Source organism: Mycobacterium innocens (genome assembly GCF_900566055.1).
GTDB classification, from domain to species: domain Bacteria; phylum Actinomycetota; class Actinomycetes; order Mycobacteriales; family Mycobacteriaceae; genus Mycobacterium; species Mycobacterium innocens.
Genome location: NZ_UPHQ01000195.1, coordinates 1 through 15,739, shown reverse-complemented (window position 1 = coordinate 15,739; position 15,739 = coordinate 1). Strand labels below are relative to the sequence as shown.

Below are 15,739 nucleotides of genomic sequence, written 5' to 3'. Positions count from 1 at the left end.
ACAACATAGGCAACCCGCGGCGGCGCAACTGGTTTTCGGGGACGTGACAAGGTAGACAGGCACTCACGGGGCTCCGGCAGCGAGAGGGATGTGGTGTTCATCCGCTACCGCGAGCCCCGCCTCATCCGATTGCGCGACACACAATCGTTATCACATCGTTATCATCTGTCACTACAGTCACACGGGTTTGTGAACAGGCTCTAAAGTCGCTCGCATGCGTAGCGCGCCCCGCCTCAAGGTTGACGGGGGCATTCCCAACCAGCTCGCCCGGGTCATCGAGGCGGCCGATGCGTTGGAGCGTAACGGGTATGACGGCGGCTGGACAGCCGAGACCAGTCACGATCCGTTTCTGCCGCTGCTGCTGGCCGCCGAACACACGGCGCGAATCGAACTCGGCACCAACATCGCGGTGGCCTTCGCGCGCAATCCGATGACCGTGGCCAACCTTGGCTGGGATCTGCAGAGCTATTCCCAGGGACGGTTCATCCTCGGGCTGGGCACCCAAATCCAGGCCCACATCGAGAAGCGATTCAGCATGCCCTGGAGCCACCCGGCACGCCGGATGCGGGAATTCGTTGCCGCGCTGCACGCGATCTGGTCCGCCTGGCGCGACGGCGGCAAGCTCCGTTTCGAGGGCGACTTCTACACCCACAAGATCATGACCCCCATGTTCACGCCGGAGACCCAGCCGTATCCGGCACCGAAAATCTTCCTCGCCGCCGTGGGCGAAGAAATGACCGAGATGTGCGGCGAGGTTGCCGACGGCCACCTCGGACACCCGATGGTCTCCCGGCGTTACCTCGATGAGGTGACCTTGCCAGGGCTGCTTCGCGGTCTGCAGCGCTCCGGCCGGGACCGCGGCGACTTCGAGGTGTCCGCCGAAGTGATGATCGCGACGGGCGAGAACGACGCGGACCTGCAGACGGCCGTCGCGGCCCTGCGCAAGCGGATCGCCTTCTACGGGTCCACGCCCGCCTACCGGAAGGTTCTCGACGTGCACGGCTGGGGAGACCTGCACACCGAACTGCGCCGCCTTTCCCTGCACGGGGAGTGGGACACCATGGGATCTCTGATCGACGACGAGATGCTAAGTGCCTTCGCGGTTGTCGGACCGGTCGACGGCATCGCCGCCGCGCTGCGCGATCGGTGCGACGGCGTTGTCGACCGGGTGCTGCCGATCTTCTTCGGCGCCTCGCAGGACTGTATCCGAGCCGCACTGAAGGACTTTCGGCAATGACGGTGCGGACCGTGGACGAGGCCGCCACACTATTGGCAGGCCCGCTGGCCTATACCGATGAACCGCGGTTGCACACCGCGCTGACTCACTTGCGTGCCAGCGCTCCGGTATCGTGGGTCGAGGTGCCGGACTACCGGCCGTTCTGGGCGGTCACCAAACATGCCGACATCATGGCCATCGAGCGCGACAACATGCTGTTCACCAACTGGCCGCGCCCCGTCTTGGCGACGGTAGCGGGCGACGAATTGCAGGCAGCCGCGGGTGTCCGCACGCTCATCCACCTCGACGACCCGCAGCACCGGGTGTTCCGCGCGATCGGCGCGGCTTGGTTCCGCCCAAAAGCCATGCGGGCGATGAAGGTTCGCATCGATGAATTGGCCAAGAGCTACCTCGACAGGATGACGGCGGTGGGGCCCGAGTGCGATTTCGTGCAGCAGGTCGCGGTCAACTACCCGCTTTACGTGATCATGTCGCTGCTTGGGCTGCCGGAGGCCGACTTCGGCCGCATGCTCACGCTGACCCAGGAGTTGTTTTCGGCAGCGACGACAGCGAATACCAGCGCGGCACGTCCGACGAGGACCAGCTGCCCGCGCTGCTGGACATGTTCGAGTACTTCAACGCGGTGACCGCGGCGCGCCGCGAGCATCCGACCGAAGATCTCGCGTCGGCGATCGCCAACGCCCGCATCGACGGCGAGCCGCTGTCGGACATCGAGACGGTGTCCTACTACCTGATCGTGGCGACCGCCGGGCACGACACCACCAGCGCAACCATCTCCGGCGGGCTGCAGGCACTCATCGAGAATCCGGACCAACTGCAGCGGCTGCGCGACGATCTCGGCCTCATGCCGCTGGCCACCGAGGAGATGGTCCGTTGGGTCACCCCGGTCAAACACTTCATGCGCACCGCTGCCGCCGACACCGTCGTGCGCGGAACACCCATCGCGGCAGGCGAATCCGTGCTGCTGTCATATGCATCGGCGAACCGCGACGAAGACGTCTTCGAGGAGCCGTTCCGCTTCGACGTGGGACGCGAGCCGAACAAGCATTTGGCCTTCGGCTACGGCGTGCACTTCTGCATGGGTGCCGCACTGGCCCGGATGGAGGTCAGCAGCTTCTTCTCCGAGTTGCTTCCCAGGATGAAATCCATTGAGCTCTGCGGTGATCCGCAGCTTGTTGCCACCACGTTCGTCGGCGGTCTCAAACACCTCCCGATTCGATACTCGGTGGTGTAACCCGCGGCAAGACATCCCGGTAGTCAGGTGTTCCCGGTTGTTCAAGGCGCCCGGCTCGGCCGGAAATTCACGGTGACCAGTAGTTGGTGAGTGGGCTGCCCGCTGGTGTTAGGCGGCGTCGGTGTGGGGTTGCAGGGGTGTATCGGTGGTGGCGTTGATGGGCGTGTGGAGGCGCGGGTGAGCGTCGTGTGTTCGAGCGTAACGATGGCGGTTCGCCCGGCGGCGGATGGCTGACGCGACTGTCATTCCGCTGTATCGAAGTGCGGTGACGGCTTTGAGTGTGCGTGTAGGGCGGGAACATCCGCGATCGGCCCGCCCTGACGGCACACTCGACACCATCAGCGCACACTCGACACCATCAGCGCACACTCGACACCGTCAGCACGCACTCGGCGCCACACCCCACCACGCACCCAACCGCACCAGCTCCGATTCCCATCTCCCCATACCGGGGCGTAGCCCCACGCCCGGCTCTGAGCGACAAACTCGCTGCGTCCCTGAGGGTGTCGTGCAAGAGGCGGGCAAACCGGGTACCGGCTTCACCCGGCTCGGCCGGGAATGGCCATGGCCCGGCATGGAGCCGGGGCGGTGACCGGCCCAGCGACCGAGGTTCGGTTACCCGGCCGCCGAGATTTCTTTGATGATCGCCGGGCCGTGATTGTCGGCCAGGACAGCCGGCTTGTCCTTGTTCCAGAAGCCGTTGACCAGGATGGCAATTCCCATCGGCTCGTTCCCGGGGCCGGCGGGCGTGATCCCGATCCAGCAGGAGCAGCCGCCCGCAGAGGTCAGGCCGTCTTTCCAGATGATTTGGGGCGGACCGGTTTCGACCTGCCAGGCCAGGCCCATCTGTGCGGGTCCCCGGGTGCGCTTGCCGCACATCTCGACCGATAACGGCTCGGGCCGGATCGTGGTGGCCAGTGCCTGCATCAGGTGCTCAGGCCCGCGGACGGAGCCCAGATGCGCCAGCAGCCAGGTGTGCATATTGGCCGCCGAGGACTTCAGATCCGAAGGGGCAGCGGGTGATACCTCCCGGCCATTGGGGTAGGCGCGCGCCAGCGGCGCGCCGTCAGCCACCGTCGTACCGGTGTCGGGCATGGCTAGTGGCCCGGTGATCTGACCACGCAGCACACCCGCATACGACCCACCCGCGCCCGCACACCGGTAGGCCGACACGGCGGCGAAGCCTAACGTGACGAAGCCGAGGTTGGAGTATTGCCAGCAGCTTCCAGGTTGCGGGCCGCGGTGGGTCCGCCACGCGTTGAGCAGACTTGGCGGCGGCGCGGAGGGGTTGGTGAGGAACAGGCCGTCACCGTCGGCCGGGCCGGTGGAATCGTGCGCCAGACCCGACGTGTGCTGGGCGAGCATCCTCGGGGTGACCAGTTGCATGGTCTTACTCAGATCTCCGCTGTCGCCGAAATAGGTGCTCAGGTAGCGCTTCAGCCCGGCATCCCAGTCGAAGCAGTCCGGCCGCATCGCTACCCCGGTGGCGAACAGTGCGGCGGTGAAGGTTTTGGTCACCGATCCGATGGAGAAGATCGTTCTTTCGGTGGGCGGGTTGTTCTCGGCAACCGTTCCGTACATGTAGAACGGCTTGAAATCGCGGTTCGGATATGCGAAAGCCACCGCTACGCCGTAGTCGCGTCCCGGGGCTCTGGCTCGCAGATGGTCAAGCAGCGTCTGGGCATGGTCGCCGATGATCCGATCGACATCGGACTGGGTGGGCCGAATCGGCCTGCCGCGGGTCTCCGGTTTGGCGGTGGTCGTCGGATCGGGGCGGCGCGGTGTGGGGCCCGCACCACAGGCGATAAGCGCACCGCTTACGCCGGCAACGCCGACATGCGTGGCGAGTCGCCCGAACTCGCGGCGAGAAAAAACGCTCATCGCGGCCTTTCGTGATCCGTACTCCACAAACGATCCGTTCGGCATAAGTTCCGGCATAAGTCAATGACATTCGGCGCGGTATCGCTACACTCTCGTTGGAATACGCACGAGGACGCAACGATATGACGCGCAAGACGATTGTCATCACCGGCGCCAGCGACGGCATCGGGGCGGCGGCGGCGCGCCGGCTCAGTCGCAATGGCGAACACGTCGTCGTGGTCGGACGCTCGGAAGCCAAGACCACCGCAGTGGCCGCGGAGTTGGGTGCGGATTACTTCGTGGCCGACTTCGCCGACCTATCCCAGGTACGGGCCCTGGCGGACAAGATTCGCACGGAGTACCCACGCATTCACGTGTTGGCCAACAACGCCGGCGGCATGAGCAGAGCAACTCAGCTCACAGCCGACGGCTACGAGAAGACATACCAGGTCAACTATCTGGCGCCGTTTCTGCTCACCACGCAGCTGTTGACGGTGCTGCTCGATTCTCGCGCGACGGTCATCAATACGACCAGCTCGTCGCAGAAAATGCTGCCCCGAGTGACGATTACGTCCCTCGAGAACACGGCTCACCATCGGCCCAGCGTTGCCTACGCGCTGACCAAATTGGCAATCGTGTTGTTCACCAAGGAATTACACCGCCGCTACCATGGCAGCGGACTGTCGGCCGCGACATTTCATCCCGGCTATGTGAACTCCAACTTCGGCGATGCATCGGGATCGCGGGTCCTGACCTTCATGAAGCACCACGTACCGATATCGGCCCGCTTCACGGCCACCCCGGAACAGGGAGCCGAACAACTGGTCTGGCTGGCGTCCAGCCGGCCCGGCGTCGATTGGACGTCAGGCGAGTACTACTGCCGGCACAAGATCGCCAAAGCCAACCGCGCGGCCTACGATCCGCGCCTGGCCGGCGAGCTGTGGGAAAGCACGATGGCCAAGCTCGCTTAGGCGCGGCTCCGGCGTTGCGAATGAGGTCCGGGCGCTGTCCCGCCGCAACGACTGAAATACGGCCAGCTAACATTGAATTTCGTGCTAGGTGTTCATCACGCCGCGATCTGCACCGCTAATGTCGAAAGTTCTCTGCGATTCTGGCGGGACGGTCTTGGGTTGACCGAATTGTTCGACCATAGTTTCACCGGTAATTGGCCGGAATTGTTCGGCGCCAAGACCGATCAACTGCGATCGATCTTCCTGGGTGATCCGCAGACACCCGATTGCGGCATCGTCGAACTGGTGGAGATGTTCGGTGCCGATGCGGCGCTACCCGCGGCGAGCACGCCGCGGCACGGTTTCTTCCTGCTGTCGCTGCAGCGCGACGTCGACGCGACGTTGTCCGCGCTGGCGGCTTTGGGTTTCGCCGACGGGGTACGGCGGATCAGCATGCCGGCTCCGGCAGGCAAGACCGTCCCGATGGCGGTCGTCACCGCACCGGACGGCGTCCTTGTCGAGCTGATCGGACCCGCGGTATGAACGCGGTGACTGCCCTGGTAACCGGCGGCTCCTCCGGGATCGGACGAGAAGTCGTCGCTCGGCTGCGCGACGCAAGCCACGACGTCGTCGTGTGGGATTTGTCCGATGCCGACGTCATCTGCGATGTCAGCGACCCCGACGCGGTGGCGGCCGCGATGGCACAAACCGTGCGCGAGCACGGGGTGCCCACCCGGGTGGTCACCTCCGCCGGCGTCGGGTCGTCCGGTCTGTTGCTGAAACAAACACCCGCGGAATGGGAACGCGTCTTGGGGGTCAACCTCACCGGCACCTGGCTGACCATCCGCGCCGCCGCGCAAGCCATGATCGATGCCGGGGTGGGAGGTTCGATCGTCGCGGTCTCCAGCATCAGCGGCACCGTCGCCGACCGCGATATGGGCGCCTACTGCGTGTCCAAGGCCGGGGTGGACATGCTGGTGAAGGTCGCCGCGGTGGAGTGGGGCAGCCACGACATCCGGGTCAACGCCGTCGGACCAGGCGTCACGCGAACACCGATGCTGCCCAATCCGGAAGCCTGGCCCGGCTGGGTGGACGGCTTGTCCAGGCGGACGGCCCTGGGCCGCCTGGGCGAGGTCAGCGACGTGGCCGCGGCCATCGTCGGTGTCCTCGAACTGCCGTGGGTGACCGGGCAGGTGGTACACGCCGACGGCGGCCTGGCTCTGCACAGCCCGATCGACGCCTACGGTCAAGTCGAGCGGCTGATGCGTCTCAAGCGACTGAGAGAACTCCGAGACCAGCGGGAGAACGCCAAGAAGGCTTAGCGGACATCGAAATCGATGATACCGCAGATGATTTCACCGTTACACAATTCGGTGTAGGCGGTGTTGATGTCGTCGAGGCGGTAGCGCCGGGCGCCAAGCCATCTCGACCAGGACCGCGCCGTCACGGGGCGGGTTCAACTCGAATTCTTCGACGGACCAAGGCCCCCCGACGTCATGCGGGGGTCGCCGTGCGGCTCCTCACGCGGCCGGGGTGAACGTGACCGGAAGCTTGTTGGGCGACCGGAATGTCAGCCCGACGATCCTGGGTTCCTCACCGGTGCCGTCGTCGGGGACGAAAGTCAGGTCCGTGATCCGGTCGAGCAGGCTGTTGAGCATCACCCGCGTCTCCAGCCGGGCCAGATGCATGCCCAGGCACATGTGGATGCCGCCCGCGAAGGCGATGTGTGGGTGCCGCGGACGCCGGATGTCGAACGTGTCGGGGTCGGTCCAGCGGGTTTCGTCGCGGTTGGCCGAACCCATGCACAGGTCGATCTGCGCATCGGCCGGAATGGTCTTGCCGCCGATTTCGACGTCTTCGGTGGTGGTCCGCATGACCATGGTCAACGGGGTCTCCACCCGCAGGCCCTCTTCGATCGCGGTGGGTATCAACGAGCGGTCTTGGCGGACCATTGCCAACTGCTCGGGGTGAGTCAGCAGGAGGTACAACAGGTTTCCCGAGGACCGGTACGTGGTCTCCAGTCCGGCCGGCAGCAGTAGGCGCAAGAACGCGATAATGGCCTCGTCGGTGAGCTTTTCGCCGTCGATCTCGGCGGCGACCAGGTCGCCGATGATGTCGTCGGTGAGTTTGCGCCGCCGCTGCTCGACCTGGTCGAGGAAGTACGCGTGCAGCTCGGCCGCCGCGGTCAACCCGGCCATGATGTCGGTCGGGATCGAGATCAGGTCGAGTGACAGCCGCCGGAACAGGTCGAGGTCCTCCCGGGGCAGCCCCAGCAGTGTCGAGATGATCCGGGTCGGAAACTCGAACGTCAGCGCCTTCACGAGATCGGCGTGACCGTCATGCTTGATTTCGTCGATCAACTGGTCGCAGACCGGCCCGATGACCGACGGTTCCCAGCGTTCCAGCGCGGTGGCCCGGAAAGCCTTGGCCACCAGGCTGCGGTGGTCGTGGTGCTCTTTGCCGCCCATCGCCAAAATGGTGTGGCCCATGACCAATCCGATGGTCTTGTCGTAGTTGGCCGAGGTGAAGATGCGGTCGTCGCGAAAGGCTTGAAACACGCCGTCGTAGCCGAACAACACCCATTCGTCGTTGGGCCGCAGTTCTTCGGGCATCTGCTCGTGGTCCATGAGGGCGCCATGCCACACCGGGTCGGTGCGGCGCATGTACTCGAAGAACGGGTAGGGGCTGATCTGGCCGGTGGTATCAAGCGTGGGGACGACGGCCTGGCCGTCGGAGTTGGTGTGCACCGTCATCAGCGCTCCTCCCGGTACGGAATGTCGCTATTATAGTATAAATAGCAACGAAGCCAGGCGGTGGTGGCGGGTGCCGTACCGGGCAGAAGGCGGGGTACACCAGTGCTGCAACGGCGACTCGTGTGCACCGTCGACGAGCTGCCGCCGGGCACCATGAGGCTGATCGACGCCGGGAAGTTCGGGGTGGGTGTCTACAACGTCGGCGGTGCGCTCTATGCCATCGTCAATTACTGTCCGCACGAGGGCGCCCCGTTGTGCCGTGGCCTGCTCGGCGGCACCAACGAGACGGTCCCGGGCGAACCCGGGCGGCTACGCCGGGCAAGGGATGGCCAAATCATGCGATGTCCTTGGCACAACTGGGAATTCGACGTCACGACAGGCCGCAACGTCGCCGATCCGCGACGTCGGGTTCGCACCTATCACGTCGACGTGACCGACGGGAAGGTGTATCTGACCGCATGAGCCCGGTTATCGGTGCCTGCATTGACACCAACGTGCAGCCCCATTTTCGCGACAACGCGGAGATGCGGCGTTATCTGCCCACTGCCCACCAGCTGCGGTCGATCCCCGACGTCGAACAGCAGTGGTACCAGGCGCCCGGCGGTGACTATCGGCCGGACTTGTATGGAAAGCAGTACCCCGGCTCGGATCCCGAGACCGTCAGCCGGCATCTGTTCGACGACACCGGTATCGCCTACGCCATCCTCAATCCGCTGACCCGGGGCAACATCGCCGACTACCTGCTCAATAGCTGCATCTGTGCAGCGGTCAACGACTGGCTGCTCGACCGGTGGCTAGATCCCGACCCCACCAACCGATACTCCGACCGTTTTCGGGGAACCATCCGGGTCAATCCGGAGGACCCCAAGGGCGCCGTCGCCGAGATCGAACGACTCGCCGGTCATCCCAAGCTGGTTCAGGTCGGTGTTCCGATGCAATCGCGCGAGCCGTACGGCAAGCCGATGTTCGAGCCCATCTGGGAGGCCGCCGCCGCTCACGGCTTACCGGTGGCGGTGCACATCAACGGCGGCAACGGCGTCGACTATCCGCCGACGTTCGCCGGGCACGCGCACACCTATCCCGGGTATGCGGCCTTCATGCCGCTGAACTACTTCGTGCACCTGGCCACGCTCATCGTCGAGGGGGTCTTCGGCCGGCACCCCGGCCTCAAATTCGTGTTCGCCGACGGCGGATACGACATCCTCACCCCGCTGATGTGGCGGCTGGACACTTTCTGGCTGTCGATGCGTGACCAGACGCCGTGGGTGGACCGCTATCCCAGCGAATACCTGTCCGCGCATGTCCGGTTCTGCTCGTCGGCGTTCGACGGACCCGTCGATGCCGGGCAGATGCAGCGCTGGATGGACTTCTCCGACAAGGCCGACCTGGTGATGTACGGCTCGAGCTACCCCCATTGGTCCACGTCGCCACCCGACGTGACCGTCACCGGTTTGGACGAGCTACAGCGGGCGAAGATGTTGTGGCGCAACGCCAGCGAGCTCTACGGGCTGACAGTGGAAAGCAGCGTGCGATGACCGTACTCGAGCGAGTCGATGCCCACTCGGAGCGACGGGAAATAGCGGTCACCGTCGTGGACACCGACGTTCATCCGCTGCCCATCTCGACGGACGTCCTCAAGTCCTACGCGCCGGCCGAATGGGTGGGCAAGATCTGGCCTACCGGAAATGCGGTCACTCCGGTGCCGCACTTCTACGACACCCCGGACTCCTACAAGACGATGTCGTTGCGGCTGGACGCCGCCCCGCCCGACGGCGGGCTGGCGGGTAGCGACCCGGATTTCGCGGCCAAGCAGTTGCTGGTGGAAGCCGGCGTCAGCATCGCCTCATTGGAGCCGATGTGTGATGCGCAATTGCCGCAGGCCGAACATGTGCTGAAGTCGACGTACAACGACTGGCTGGCCGATGTCTGGCTGGACAAGCACAACGCGCATGGCCGGTGGCGCGGGTCGATCATGCGCGGCACCGCGACTGCGCTCTATGGGCTGCCCGCGACGGTCAAGGCACTGCCCGGAGAACCACTCCGCGACGGTGTCGTCGACGCTGAGCCAGGAGTCGAGTCATCATGACTCAAACGAATCTCGCACGGCCGCAAGGTCTTAGCCGTATCGACCCGGCGCTGCGCGATACCGCCGCCGCGCTGGGGATCGTCGAATTCAGCGCCGAGACGTTGAGCGCCGAGCGGCAGCATGCCGACCGGGTCGCCGCGGAGCGGGCCGCGGCGGTCGACGCGGGCGTTGCCGGGGTGAGCATCGAATCGCGATACATTGCCGGTCCGGACGGCGGCCGGCTGGGCTTACGGCTGTATCGGGGTGGCAGCGGGTCAACTACGCCGATAGTGATCTACGCCCACGGCGGCGGATTCGTCACCGGCAACCTCGACACCGACCACGGGCACTGTGTGGAGCTGGCTCGCGCGGCCGACTGCCTGGTCGTGTCGGTCGACTACCGGCTGGCGCCGGAGCATCCGTGCCCGGCGGCCCTCGATGATGTCGAGGCGAGTCTGCGTTATGCGGTCGACAACTGCGCCGAACTAGACGCCGATACCCGTCGGCTGGCGGTGATGGGCCGCGACGCCGGTGCGGCGCTGGTGGCCGGATTGGCCCAGCGCATGTTCGACGAGGAAGGCCCGCCGATCCTGGTGCAGATTCTGCATCAGCCGATGCTCGATCCCGACGCCACGCCGTCGCGGCGGGAGTTTCAGCGCACCCCCGGTCTCAACGGTCAGGCGGTGTCCCGGGCCTGGGCCCATTACCTGGGCCACACCACGGCGAATCGTCAGCACGTTCCGGCGCACCGGGCGAATCTGGAAGGCTTGCCGCCGACATTCATCAGCTGCTCGGAGATCGACCCCTGCCGCGACGAAGCCATTGATTACGCGAACCGTCTGCTGCACGCGTACGTCCATACCGAACTACACGTCTTCGCGGCGACATTCCATGGCTTCGACTCGGTCGTCGCCGATTGGGTCGTCTCCCAAGAGAACCACGCGTTGCATGCTCAGACGCTGCGGCGAGCCTTCACCACCTGAACCGGGCGGACCCGACCTATACCGGGTTGAATTTGGTGATCAGCCACTTGCCGCCGACCTGGGTCACGCTCACCAGCACGCTGCTGGGCTTGATGGTCGGTTCGGGGTTGTCCTTGGTAGTGGTGCTCTGGTCGACGAAAACCAGCACCACGGCCGAACCCGGATGCAGCTCCGACACCGCGGCGCGCATCACCTTGGCGGTGGTCTTCAGCGCTTTCTGCTTGGCCCCCGGAACCACGAACTGCTGCGTGAATTGGTTGTAGTAGTCCAGGAAATCCCCGCCGAGATGTGTCCTGGCGGCGGCGATGTCCTTGTCGAGCGTGTCGGACGAATACGACAGCAGCGCGACAGTGCCATCGGAGGCCGCGCTGACCGCAGCGCGTGCGACGCTGGGGCCGACCTGCTGATCGGGCCGGTACAGCTTGGCGTACAGCCAGGCGGTGATGCCGCCGGAAATCAGGATGAGCACGATCAAAATCACCGGGACCGGTTTCAGATTGATCTTTCTGCGCCATAAGTCCTGCGCCCAACCACGCGCCGGTGCGGGGGAGTCGTCACCTGATGCTTCGTCGTCCCACTCGTCGGTCGCCGGAATCACCGACGTCGCCGAATCGTCGAATTCGCTCTCGGCGTCGCCGACGTCACGCACATGATCGGTCACGGTACGAACTCAACCTTCGACATCTTGTACTGCCCGTTCTCCTCGGTCACGGTCACCTTCAGCCTCCACTCGCGTGGTTCCTCTTTGCCGTTTCCGCCGTTGGTGACCCGCGATGTCGCCGAGACGAGCACCAAAGCGGTGTTCCCGTCCATCGATTCGACCGCTGTGGCGGTGACCGTTCCTTCCGTCACGACTTTGGACTGCTCGACAACCTTGGTGAAATCGGCTGCCCGCTGCTGGAATTCGTCCTTGAACTCGCCCGTGGAACTGTCGATCACCCGCTGGACGTCCTCCTTGGCTTTCCGGAAGTCCAGGGAAATCATATTGATGATGCCCTTTTTGGCCCCGTCGGCGAACGCCTCGGCGCGTTCGTGACGCTGCGTGGTCTGGTGGTGCTGCCATACCATGATTCCGCTGAGCGCGGCGAAGCCGCAGATGATGACCACCGCGGCGGCCTTGGCGAGTCCGGCCAGCAGCACCCGCAACCACCGCCAGGACCGGCCTCGGGGCGCGGCCGCCTCGGCGGCGTCCTGGTCTTCGACCCCGTCTGTCTCATCGTCGTCGGCTGCGACGAACTCGTCGTAGTCGACGTACTCGTAGTCGGGGTCGCTGTACTCGGCATCGTCTTCCCCGGCGGCATCGGCTTGCGCAGCCCAGGCCCTCACCTCGGGTTGCGAGTTCGCCGAGCCCGGGTGCGGTTCGGTTGCGTCAGCCATTGCGGTTACAGCCCGTGGCCATCATTATCGACTGAACTCCGGTATCTCTTACGGTATCGCCCATTGCTAACATCAGAGTCGCCACCGAACTCCGCTCCAGCGAGGACCGATTAGGCGGATGATCAGCCACCCGAGCTTTCCCACCGACGTCCTTTGCGGCGGCGAAGGACGGCCCAGGAGAGTACGGGCGGCATGATGACCGCTGTCGACTCTCCCGAAAAGATACTCTTTACCTCCACTACCCACGCATTTCTGCAAAAAGAAGCCTCGCTGCGCCACGTCCGGGAGTTGCACGCCGCGGGTGTGTCCTTTGACCCGCAGTGGTGGCGGCGGGCCGCTGAGCTGGGGTGGACGGCGCTGCTCGTTCCCGAGGAATTGGGCGGCGGCAGCATCTCGGGCAACGGCGTCGAGGATCTGGCCATGGTTGCCGAGCAGCTTGGCACGACGGTGGCACCCGGGCCGTTGTATCCGGTCAGCACCGTGCTTGCGGCCTTGGTCGACTGCGCCGAGCCGCACGCGCACGCCGGGGTAATCGCGTCCCTGATGTCCGGCGAAGCGGTGGCCTCGTGGGCGGTCTGCGAACCGGGCCGGGGTTGGTCGCCGCTGGATCCGACGGTCACGGCCACACCCGTCGACTCCGGCTACCGCATCGAGGGCGTCAAAGACCGGGTGGAAGCCGGTGCCCAGAGCGCGCTGTTGCTGGTGGTCGCGCGGTGCGGTGATGAGGTCCGCCAGTTCCTGGTGCCGGCGGATGCGCCCGGAGTGCGGATTGCGCCTCAGCAGTCGCTGGACTTGGTCAAGCAGTACGCGAGGGTGGATTTTGACGGCGTCGTGGTGGCTGAGTCGGCGACGGTCGGCACCGCCGCCGAGACGGCCGGGCTGATCGATCGGCAAAGTCAGATCGCTCAGGTACTGCAGTGCGCCGAGGTGGTCGGGATCTTGCAAACGGTCTTCGACTTCACCGTGCAATGGGCGCGGGATCGGCACACATTCGGACGTCCGCTGGCGTCCTACCAAGCGCTCAAACACAAGTTCGCTGACATGAAGTTGTGGCTGGAGGCTTGCCGCGCCACCACGGCCGCCGCGGTGAAAGCGGTTGGCGCGCGCTCGCCGGCAGCAGGCCGGGGGGCCAGTGTTGCGAAGTCCTATGTCGGCGAAATGGCGGGACAGATCGTTCAGGGTTGCGTGCAGATGCACGGCGGGATCGGCATCACCTGGGAACATGACCTGCACCTGTACCTGAGGCGAGTTACGTTGTACCGCGCCATGTTCGGCACTCCGGAAGAACACAATCGCCGTGTGTACGCGCTGGAAGCCGAAGCGAAGGCGACTCGATGACGCCGACCCAGTCCGTTGCGGAATTCGCCGCCCGGGCCCGAGCGTGGCTGGCCGGCAACATGCCACCTGTCGACCCTATGTCACCGCCCGCGGCGCCCCGCGATCAAGAACGCTCCTGGCAGCGGGCCCGAGAATTGCAAAAGCGGCTCTACGAAGGAGGATTCGCCGGGATCTGCTTCCCCCGCGAGTACGGTGGCCAGGGTCTACCGTACGAATACCAACGGGCATTCGACGAGGAATCCCGGTGCTACGAGATGCCGTTGATCCTCAACACCCCGACGTTCACCATCTGCTGTGCCACGCTGCTCGACACCGCCAGCGAGGAGCAGAAGAAGACTCACATCGCGGCGGCGCTGCGCGGCGACGAGGTGCTGGTGCAACTGCTTTCGGAGCCCAGCGGCGGATCGGATCTGGCCGGCGTCCTGACCCGCGGCGAGCGACGCGGTGATCGATGGGTGATCGACGGTGCCAAGACCTGGAGCACCAGCGCGTTCGCCGCCGACTACGGACTGTGTCTGGCCCGCACCGACTGGGATGTGCCCAAACATGAGGGGCTGACGATGTTCCTGGTGCCCATCGATCACCCCGGAATCACGTTGCGCCGGATCACCCAGGTGAACGGCTCTTCGGAGTTCTGCGAGGAATTCCTCGACGGGGTGGACGTCGGCGAGGATGCGGTGGTCGGCGAGGTGAACAACGGCTGGGCCGTGGCCTCGCGACAGCTCTATCACGAGCGCCGGGCGGTCGGGATGGGCTCGGAGTTCGCCAGTGGCGGTGGCAGCGAGGGCGGTCACACGACGCCGGTCGACTACGCCGAACTCGCGCGGCAGGCCGGCCGGGCCGACAGTGATTGGGTACGGGAGACGGCGGGCCGGGCGTTGGTGCACCGCACGGTGGCCGAGCAGCTGATCGAGCACGTCTACCGCAGCGTCAGCGACGGCACGCTGCCGCCTGCCGGTGGAACGCTGATCAGGCTCTTTCACGCCGAGACGGTGATGTGTGAGATGGACACCGCGCTGGCGATCGCCGGAGCCGCCGGTGTGGTGGGGCAACCCGGCGAGGGCCTGCAGGCCGGACTGCGCTACCTCGCGCGGCAGTCCGTCGCCATCGGCGGCGGAACAACCGAGATGGCGCGCAACGTCATCGGTGAGCGGGTGCTGAACTTCCCGCGGGAATACGCCGCCGACCGCGGGGTGCCGTTCAATCAGGTACGGCACGGCCAGGCACGTTGACCTTCGCGTCCTGCCGGTATAGCCCCGTTGCAGCAATTAGTCCGACGAGAATCAGTGCGGCCCAAACGAGTTCGTCGCTGTCCAGGCGGTGTTCGGTGCCCAATAGCGCCCCGATCGCGAAATTGCCGGCCAGGATCCCGACTCCGATGATAATGGTGTTGTAGAAGCCATAGTGGGTCGCCACCAACCGCTCGCTGGACAACGACACCACGATCTGCATCTCGAAGGGAAACACCGCTGCGGAGGCGACGGCGAGCAGGGCGGCTGCGGTAAGCAACGCCGCGACGGTCGCCGGAGTGCCCAACCGCTGCGAGTTGGGGATGGCGGCCAGCGGCGCAAACGATGCCGCCATCAGCGCCACCCCGACGTACACACTGCGCCCCGGTCGCCATCGTGCCGAGAACCATCGGGTGATGCGCAGCTGGCCGGCCACCGCGACCAGGCCTGACGTGCCGAAAAGTGCTGCCACCAATTGTGCTTGGGAGTGTGGCGCCACCACTGAGGCCTGCGCGGGAAGCATGAGATAAATCTGGGAGGACAGCAGATACCTCAAAATTTCATGCGGGTGTAGGTGACGCCGTGATGTGGGGCCGGCGACGCTTGTTGATCTTGATTTCGTGGTGCCGGGTAGGTTTCGGCGCCGCGTGTCGTGCGGTGACGCCGGGTTCCAGGTCCCGGTGGGGTTCGCTCCTTCCTGGGGTAGTCGCGAC

15 protein-coding genes and 2 pseudogenes are annotated in these 15,739 nt (G+C 65.2%); 11 read left to right on the top strand and 6 right to left on the bottom strand.

Features of this window, described 5'->3' with window-relative positions:
* The first annotated feature begins 214 nt into the window (after positions 1 to 214).
* Together EET03_RS19060 and EET03_RS19055 are read left to right on the top strand one after the other, a co-directional pair.
* Positions 215 to 1,237 (top strand): LLM class F420-dependent oxidoreductase, encoded by a 1,023-nt coding sequence (locus EET03_RS19060; RefSeq protein ID WP_075540899.1) that lies wholly within the window; start codon positions 215 to 217, stop codon positions 1,235 to 1,237.
* A pseudogene (locus tag EET03_RS19055) lies at positions 1,234 to 2,471 on the top strand (cytochrome P450). Before EET03_RS19060 ends, EET03_RS19055 begins: the two are co-directional and overlap by 4 nt.
* A gap of 615 nt (positions 2,472 to 3,086) precedes the next feature.
* Here the strand turns inward: EET03_RS19055 and EET03_RS19050 are convergent.
* Positions 3,087 to 4,352, bottom strand: a complete 1,266-nt coding sequence (locus tag EET03_RS19050; protein WP_167470664.1) for a serine hydrolase domain-containing protein — start codon at positions 4,350 to 4,352, stop codon at positions 3,087 to 3,089.
* Between the two features lie 122 nt (positions 4,353 to 4,474).
* Between EET03_RS19050 and EET03_RS19045 the strand changes: the two genes are divergently transcribed.
* The 3 genes from EET03_RS19045 to EET03_RS19035 all read left to right on the top strand — a co-directional run bounded on the left by EET03_RS19045 (position 4,475) and on the right by EET03_RS19035 (position 6,603).
* Positions 4,475 to 5,302: an SDR family NAD(P)-dependent oxidoreductase gene (locus EET03_RS19045; protein ID WP_099193665.1), complete on the top strand. Its 828-nt coding sequence runs from the start codon at positions 4,475 to 4,477 to the stop codon at positions 5,300 to 5,302.
* A gap of 81 nt (positions 5,303 to 5,383) precedes the next feature.
* Positions 5,384 to 5,824: a VOC family protein gene (locus EET03_RS19040; RefSeq protein WP_167470663.1), complete on the top strand. Its 441-nt coding sequence runs from the start codon at positions 5,384 to 5,386 to the stop codon at positions 5,822 to 5,824.
* Entirely contained in the window at positions 5,821 to 6,603 is a 783-nt protein-coding gene (locus EET03_RS19035; RefSeq protein ID WP_082274408.1) for an SDR family NAD(P)-dependent oxidoreductase, read from the top strand. Before EET03_RS19040 ends, EET03_RS19035 begins: the two co-directional genes overlap by 4 nt.
* On the opposite strand, the gene EET03_RS32470 is transcribed toward EET03_RS19035, so the two are convergent.
* Positions 6,600 to 6,728, bottom strand: coding sequence for a hypothetical protein (locus EET03_RS32470; RefSeq protein ID WP_279637718.1), 129 nt, complete (start codon positions 6,726 to 6,728; stop codon positions 6,600 to 6,602). The genes EET03_RS19035 and EET03_RS32470 overlap by 4 nt on opposite strands.
* Before the next feature lie 73 nt (positions 6,729 to 6,801).
* The gene (locus EET03_RS19030; protein WP_075540902.1) at positions 6,802 to 8,034 is read right to left on the bottom strand and encodes a cytochrome P450; all 1,233 of its coding nucleotides are present in this window, start codon (positions 8,032 to 8,034) and stop codon (positions 6,802 to 6,804) included.
* A 102-nt stretch (positions 8,035 to 8,136) separates the two neighbouring features.
* On the opposite strand from EET03_RS19030, the gene EET03_RS19025 reads away from it, so the two are divergent.
* From EET03_RS19025 to EET03_RS19010, 4 genes are read left to right on the top strand one after another with little or no spacing between them, the layout of a single operon-like run.
* Positions 8,137 to 8,496, top strand: coding sequence for a Rieske (2Fe-2S) protein (locus EET03_RS19025; protein WP_321182428.1), 360 nt, complete (start codon positions 8,137 to 8,139; stop codon positions 8,494 to 8,496).
* Complete coding sequence (locus EET03_RS19020; protein WP_075540903.1) at positions 8,493 to 9,569, top strand: amidohydrolase family protein; 1,077 nt, start codon at positions 8,493 to 8,495, stop codon at positions 9,567 to 9,569. The genes EET03_RS19025 and EET03_RS19020 overlap by 4 nt, the downstream gene beginning before the upstream one ends.
* Positions 9,566 to 10,120 carry a hypothetical protein gene (locus EET03_RS19015; protein WP_244232441.1) on the top strand — a complete coding sequence of 185 codons (555 nt, stop codon included), beginning with the start codon at positions 9,566 to 9,568 and terminating at the stop codon, positions 10,118 to 10,120. Before EET03_RS19020 ends, EET03_RS19015 begins: the two co-directional genes overlap by 4 nt.
* A complete protein-coding gene (locus tag EET03_RS19010; RefSeq protein WP_075540904.1) occupies positions 10,117 to 11,082 on the top strand; it encodes an alpha/beta hydrolase in 966 nt (321 codons plus the stop codon). Before EET03_RS19015 ends, EET03_RS19010 begins: the two co-directional genes overlap by 4 nt.
* A gap of 16 nt (positions 11,083 to 11,098) precedes the next feature.
* Here EET03_RS19010 and EET03_RS19005 read toward each other — a convergent pair whose 3' ends face one another.
* Together EET03_RS19005 and EET03_RS19000 are read right to left on the bottom strand one after the other, a co-directional pair.
* A complete protein-coding gene (locus EET03_RS19005; protein WP_425271538.1) occupies positions 11,099 to 11,680 on the bottom strand; it encodes a hypothetical protein in 582 nt (193 codons plus the stop codon).
* 59 nt (positions 11,681 to 11,739) lie between these two features.
* On the bottom strand, positions 11,740 to 12,459 hold the full coding sequence (locus EET03_RS19000; protein ID WP_075540905.1) for a hypothetical protein: 720 nt from the start codon (positions 12,457 to 12,459) through the stop codon (positions 11,740 to 11,742).
* Between the two features lie 195 nt (positions 12,460 to 12,654).
* Between EET03_RS19000 and EET03_RS18995 the strand changes: the two genes are divergently transcribed.
* Both EET03_RS18995 and EET03_RS18990 read left to right on the top strand, forming a co-directional pair.
* Complete coding sequence (locus EET03_RS18995; protein ID WP_075540910.1) at positions 12,655 to 13,797, top strand: acyl-CoA dehydrogenase family protein; 1,143 nt, start codon at positions 12,655 to 12,657, stop codon at positions 13,795 to 13,797.
* Positions 13,794 to 15,029 carry an acyl-CoA dehydrogenase family protein gene (locus EET03_RS18990; protein ID WP_075540906.1) on the top strand — a complete coding sequence of 412 codons (1,236 nt, stop codon included), beginning with the start codon at positions 13,794 to 13,796 and terminating at the stop codon, positions 15,027 to 15,029. The genes EET03_RS18995 and EET03_RS18990 overlap by 4 nt, the downstream gene beginning before the upstream one ends.
* Here EET03_RS18990 and EET03_RS18985 read toward each other — a convergent pair.
* A pseudogene (locus EET03_RS18985) lies at positions 14,998 to 15,576 on the bottom strand (MFS transporter); the annotation flags it as partial. The gene EET03_RS18990 and the pseudogene EET03_RS18985 overlap by 32 nt on opposite strands.
* Between the last annotated feature and the right edge of the window lie 163 nt (positions 15,577 to 15,739).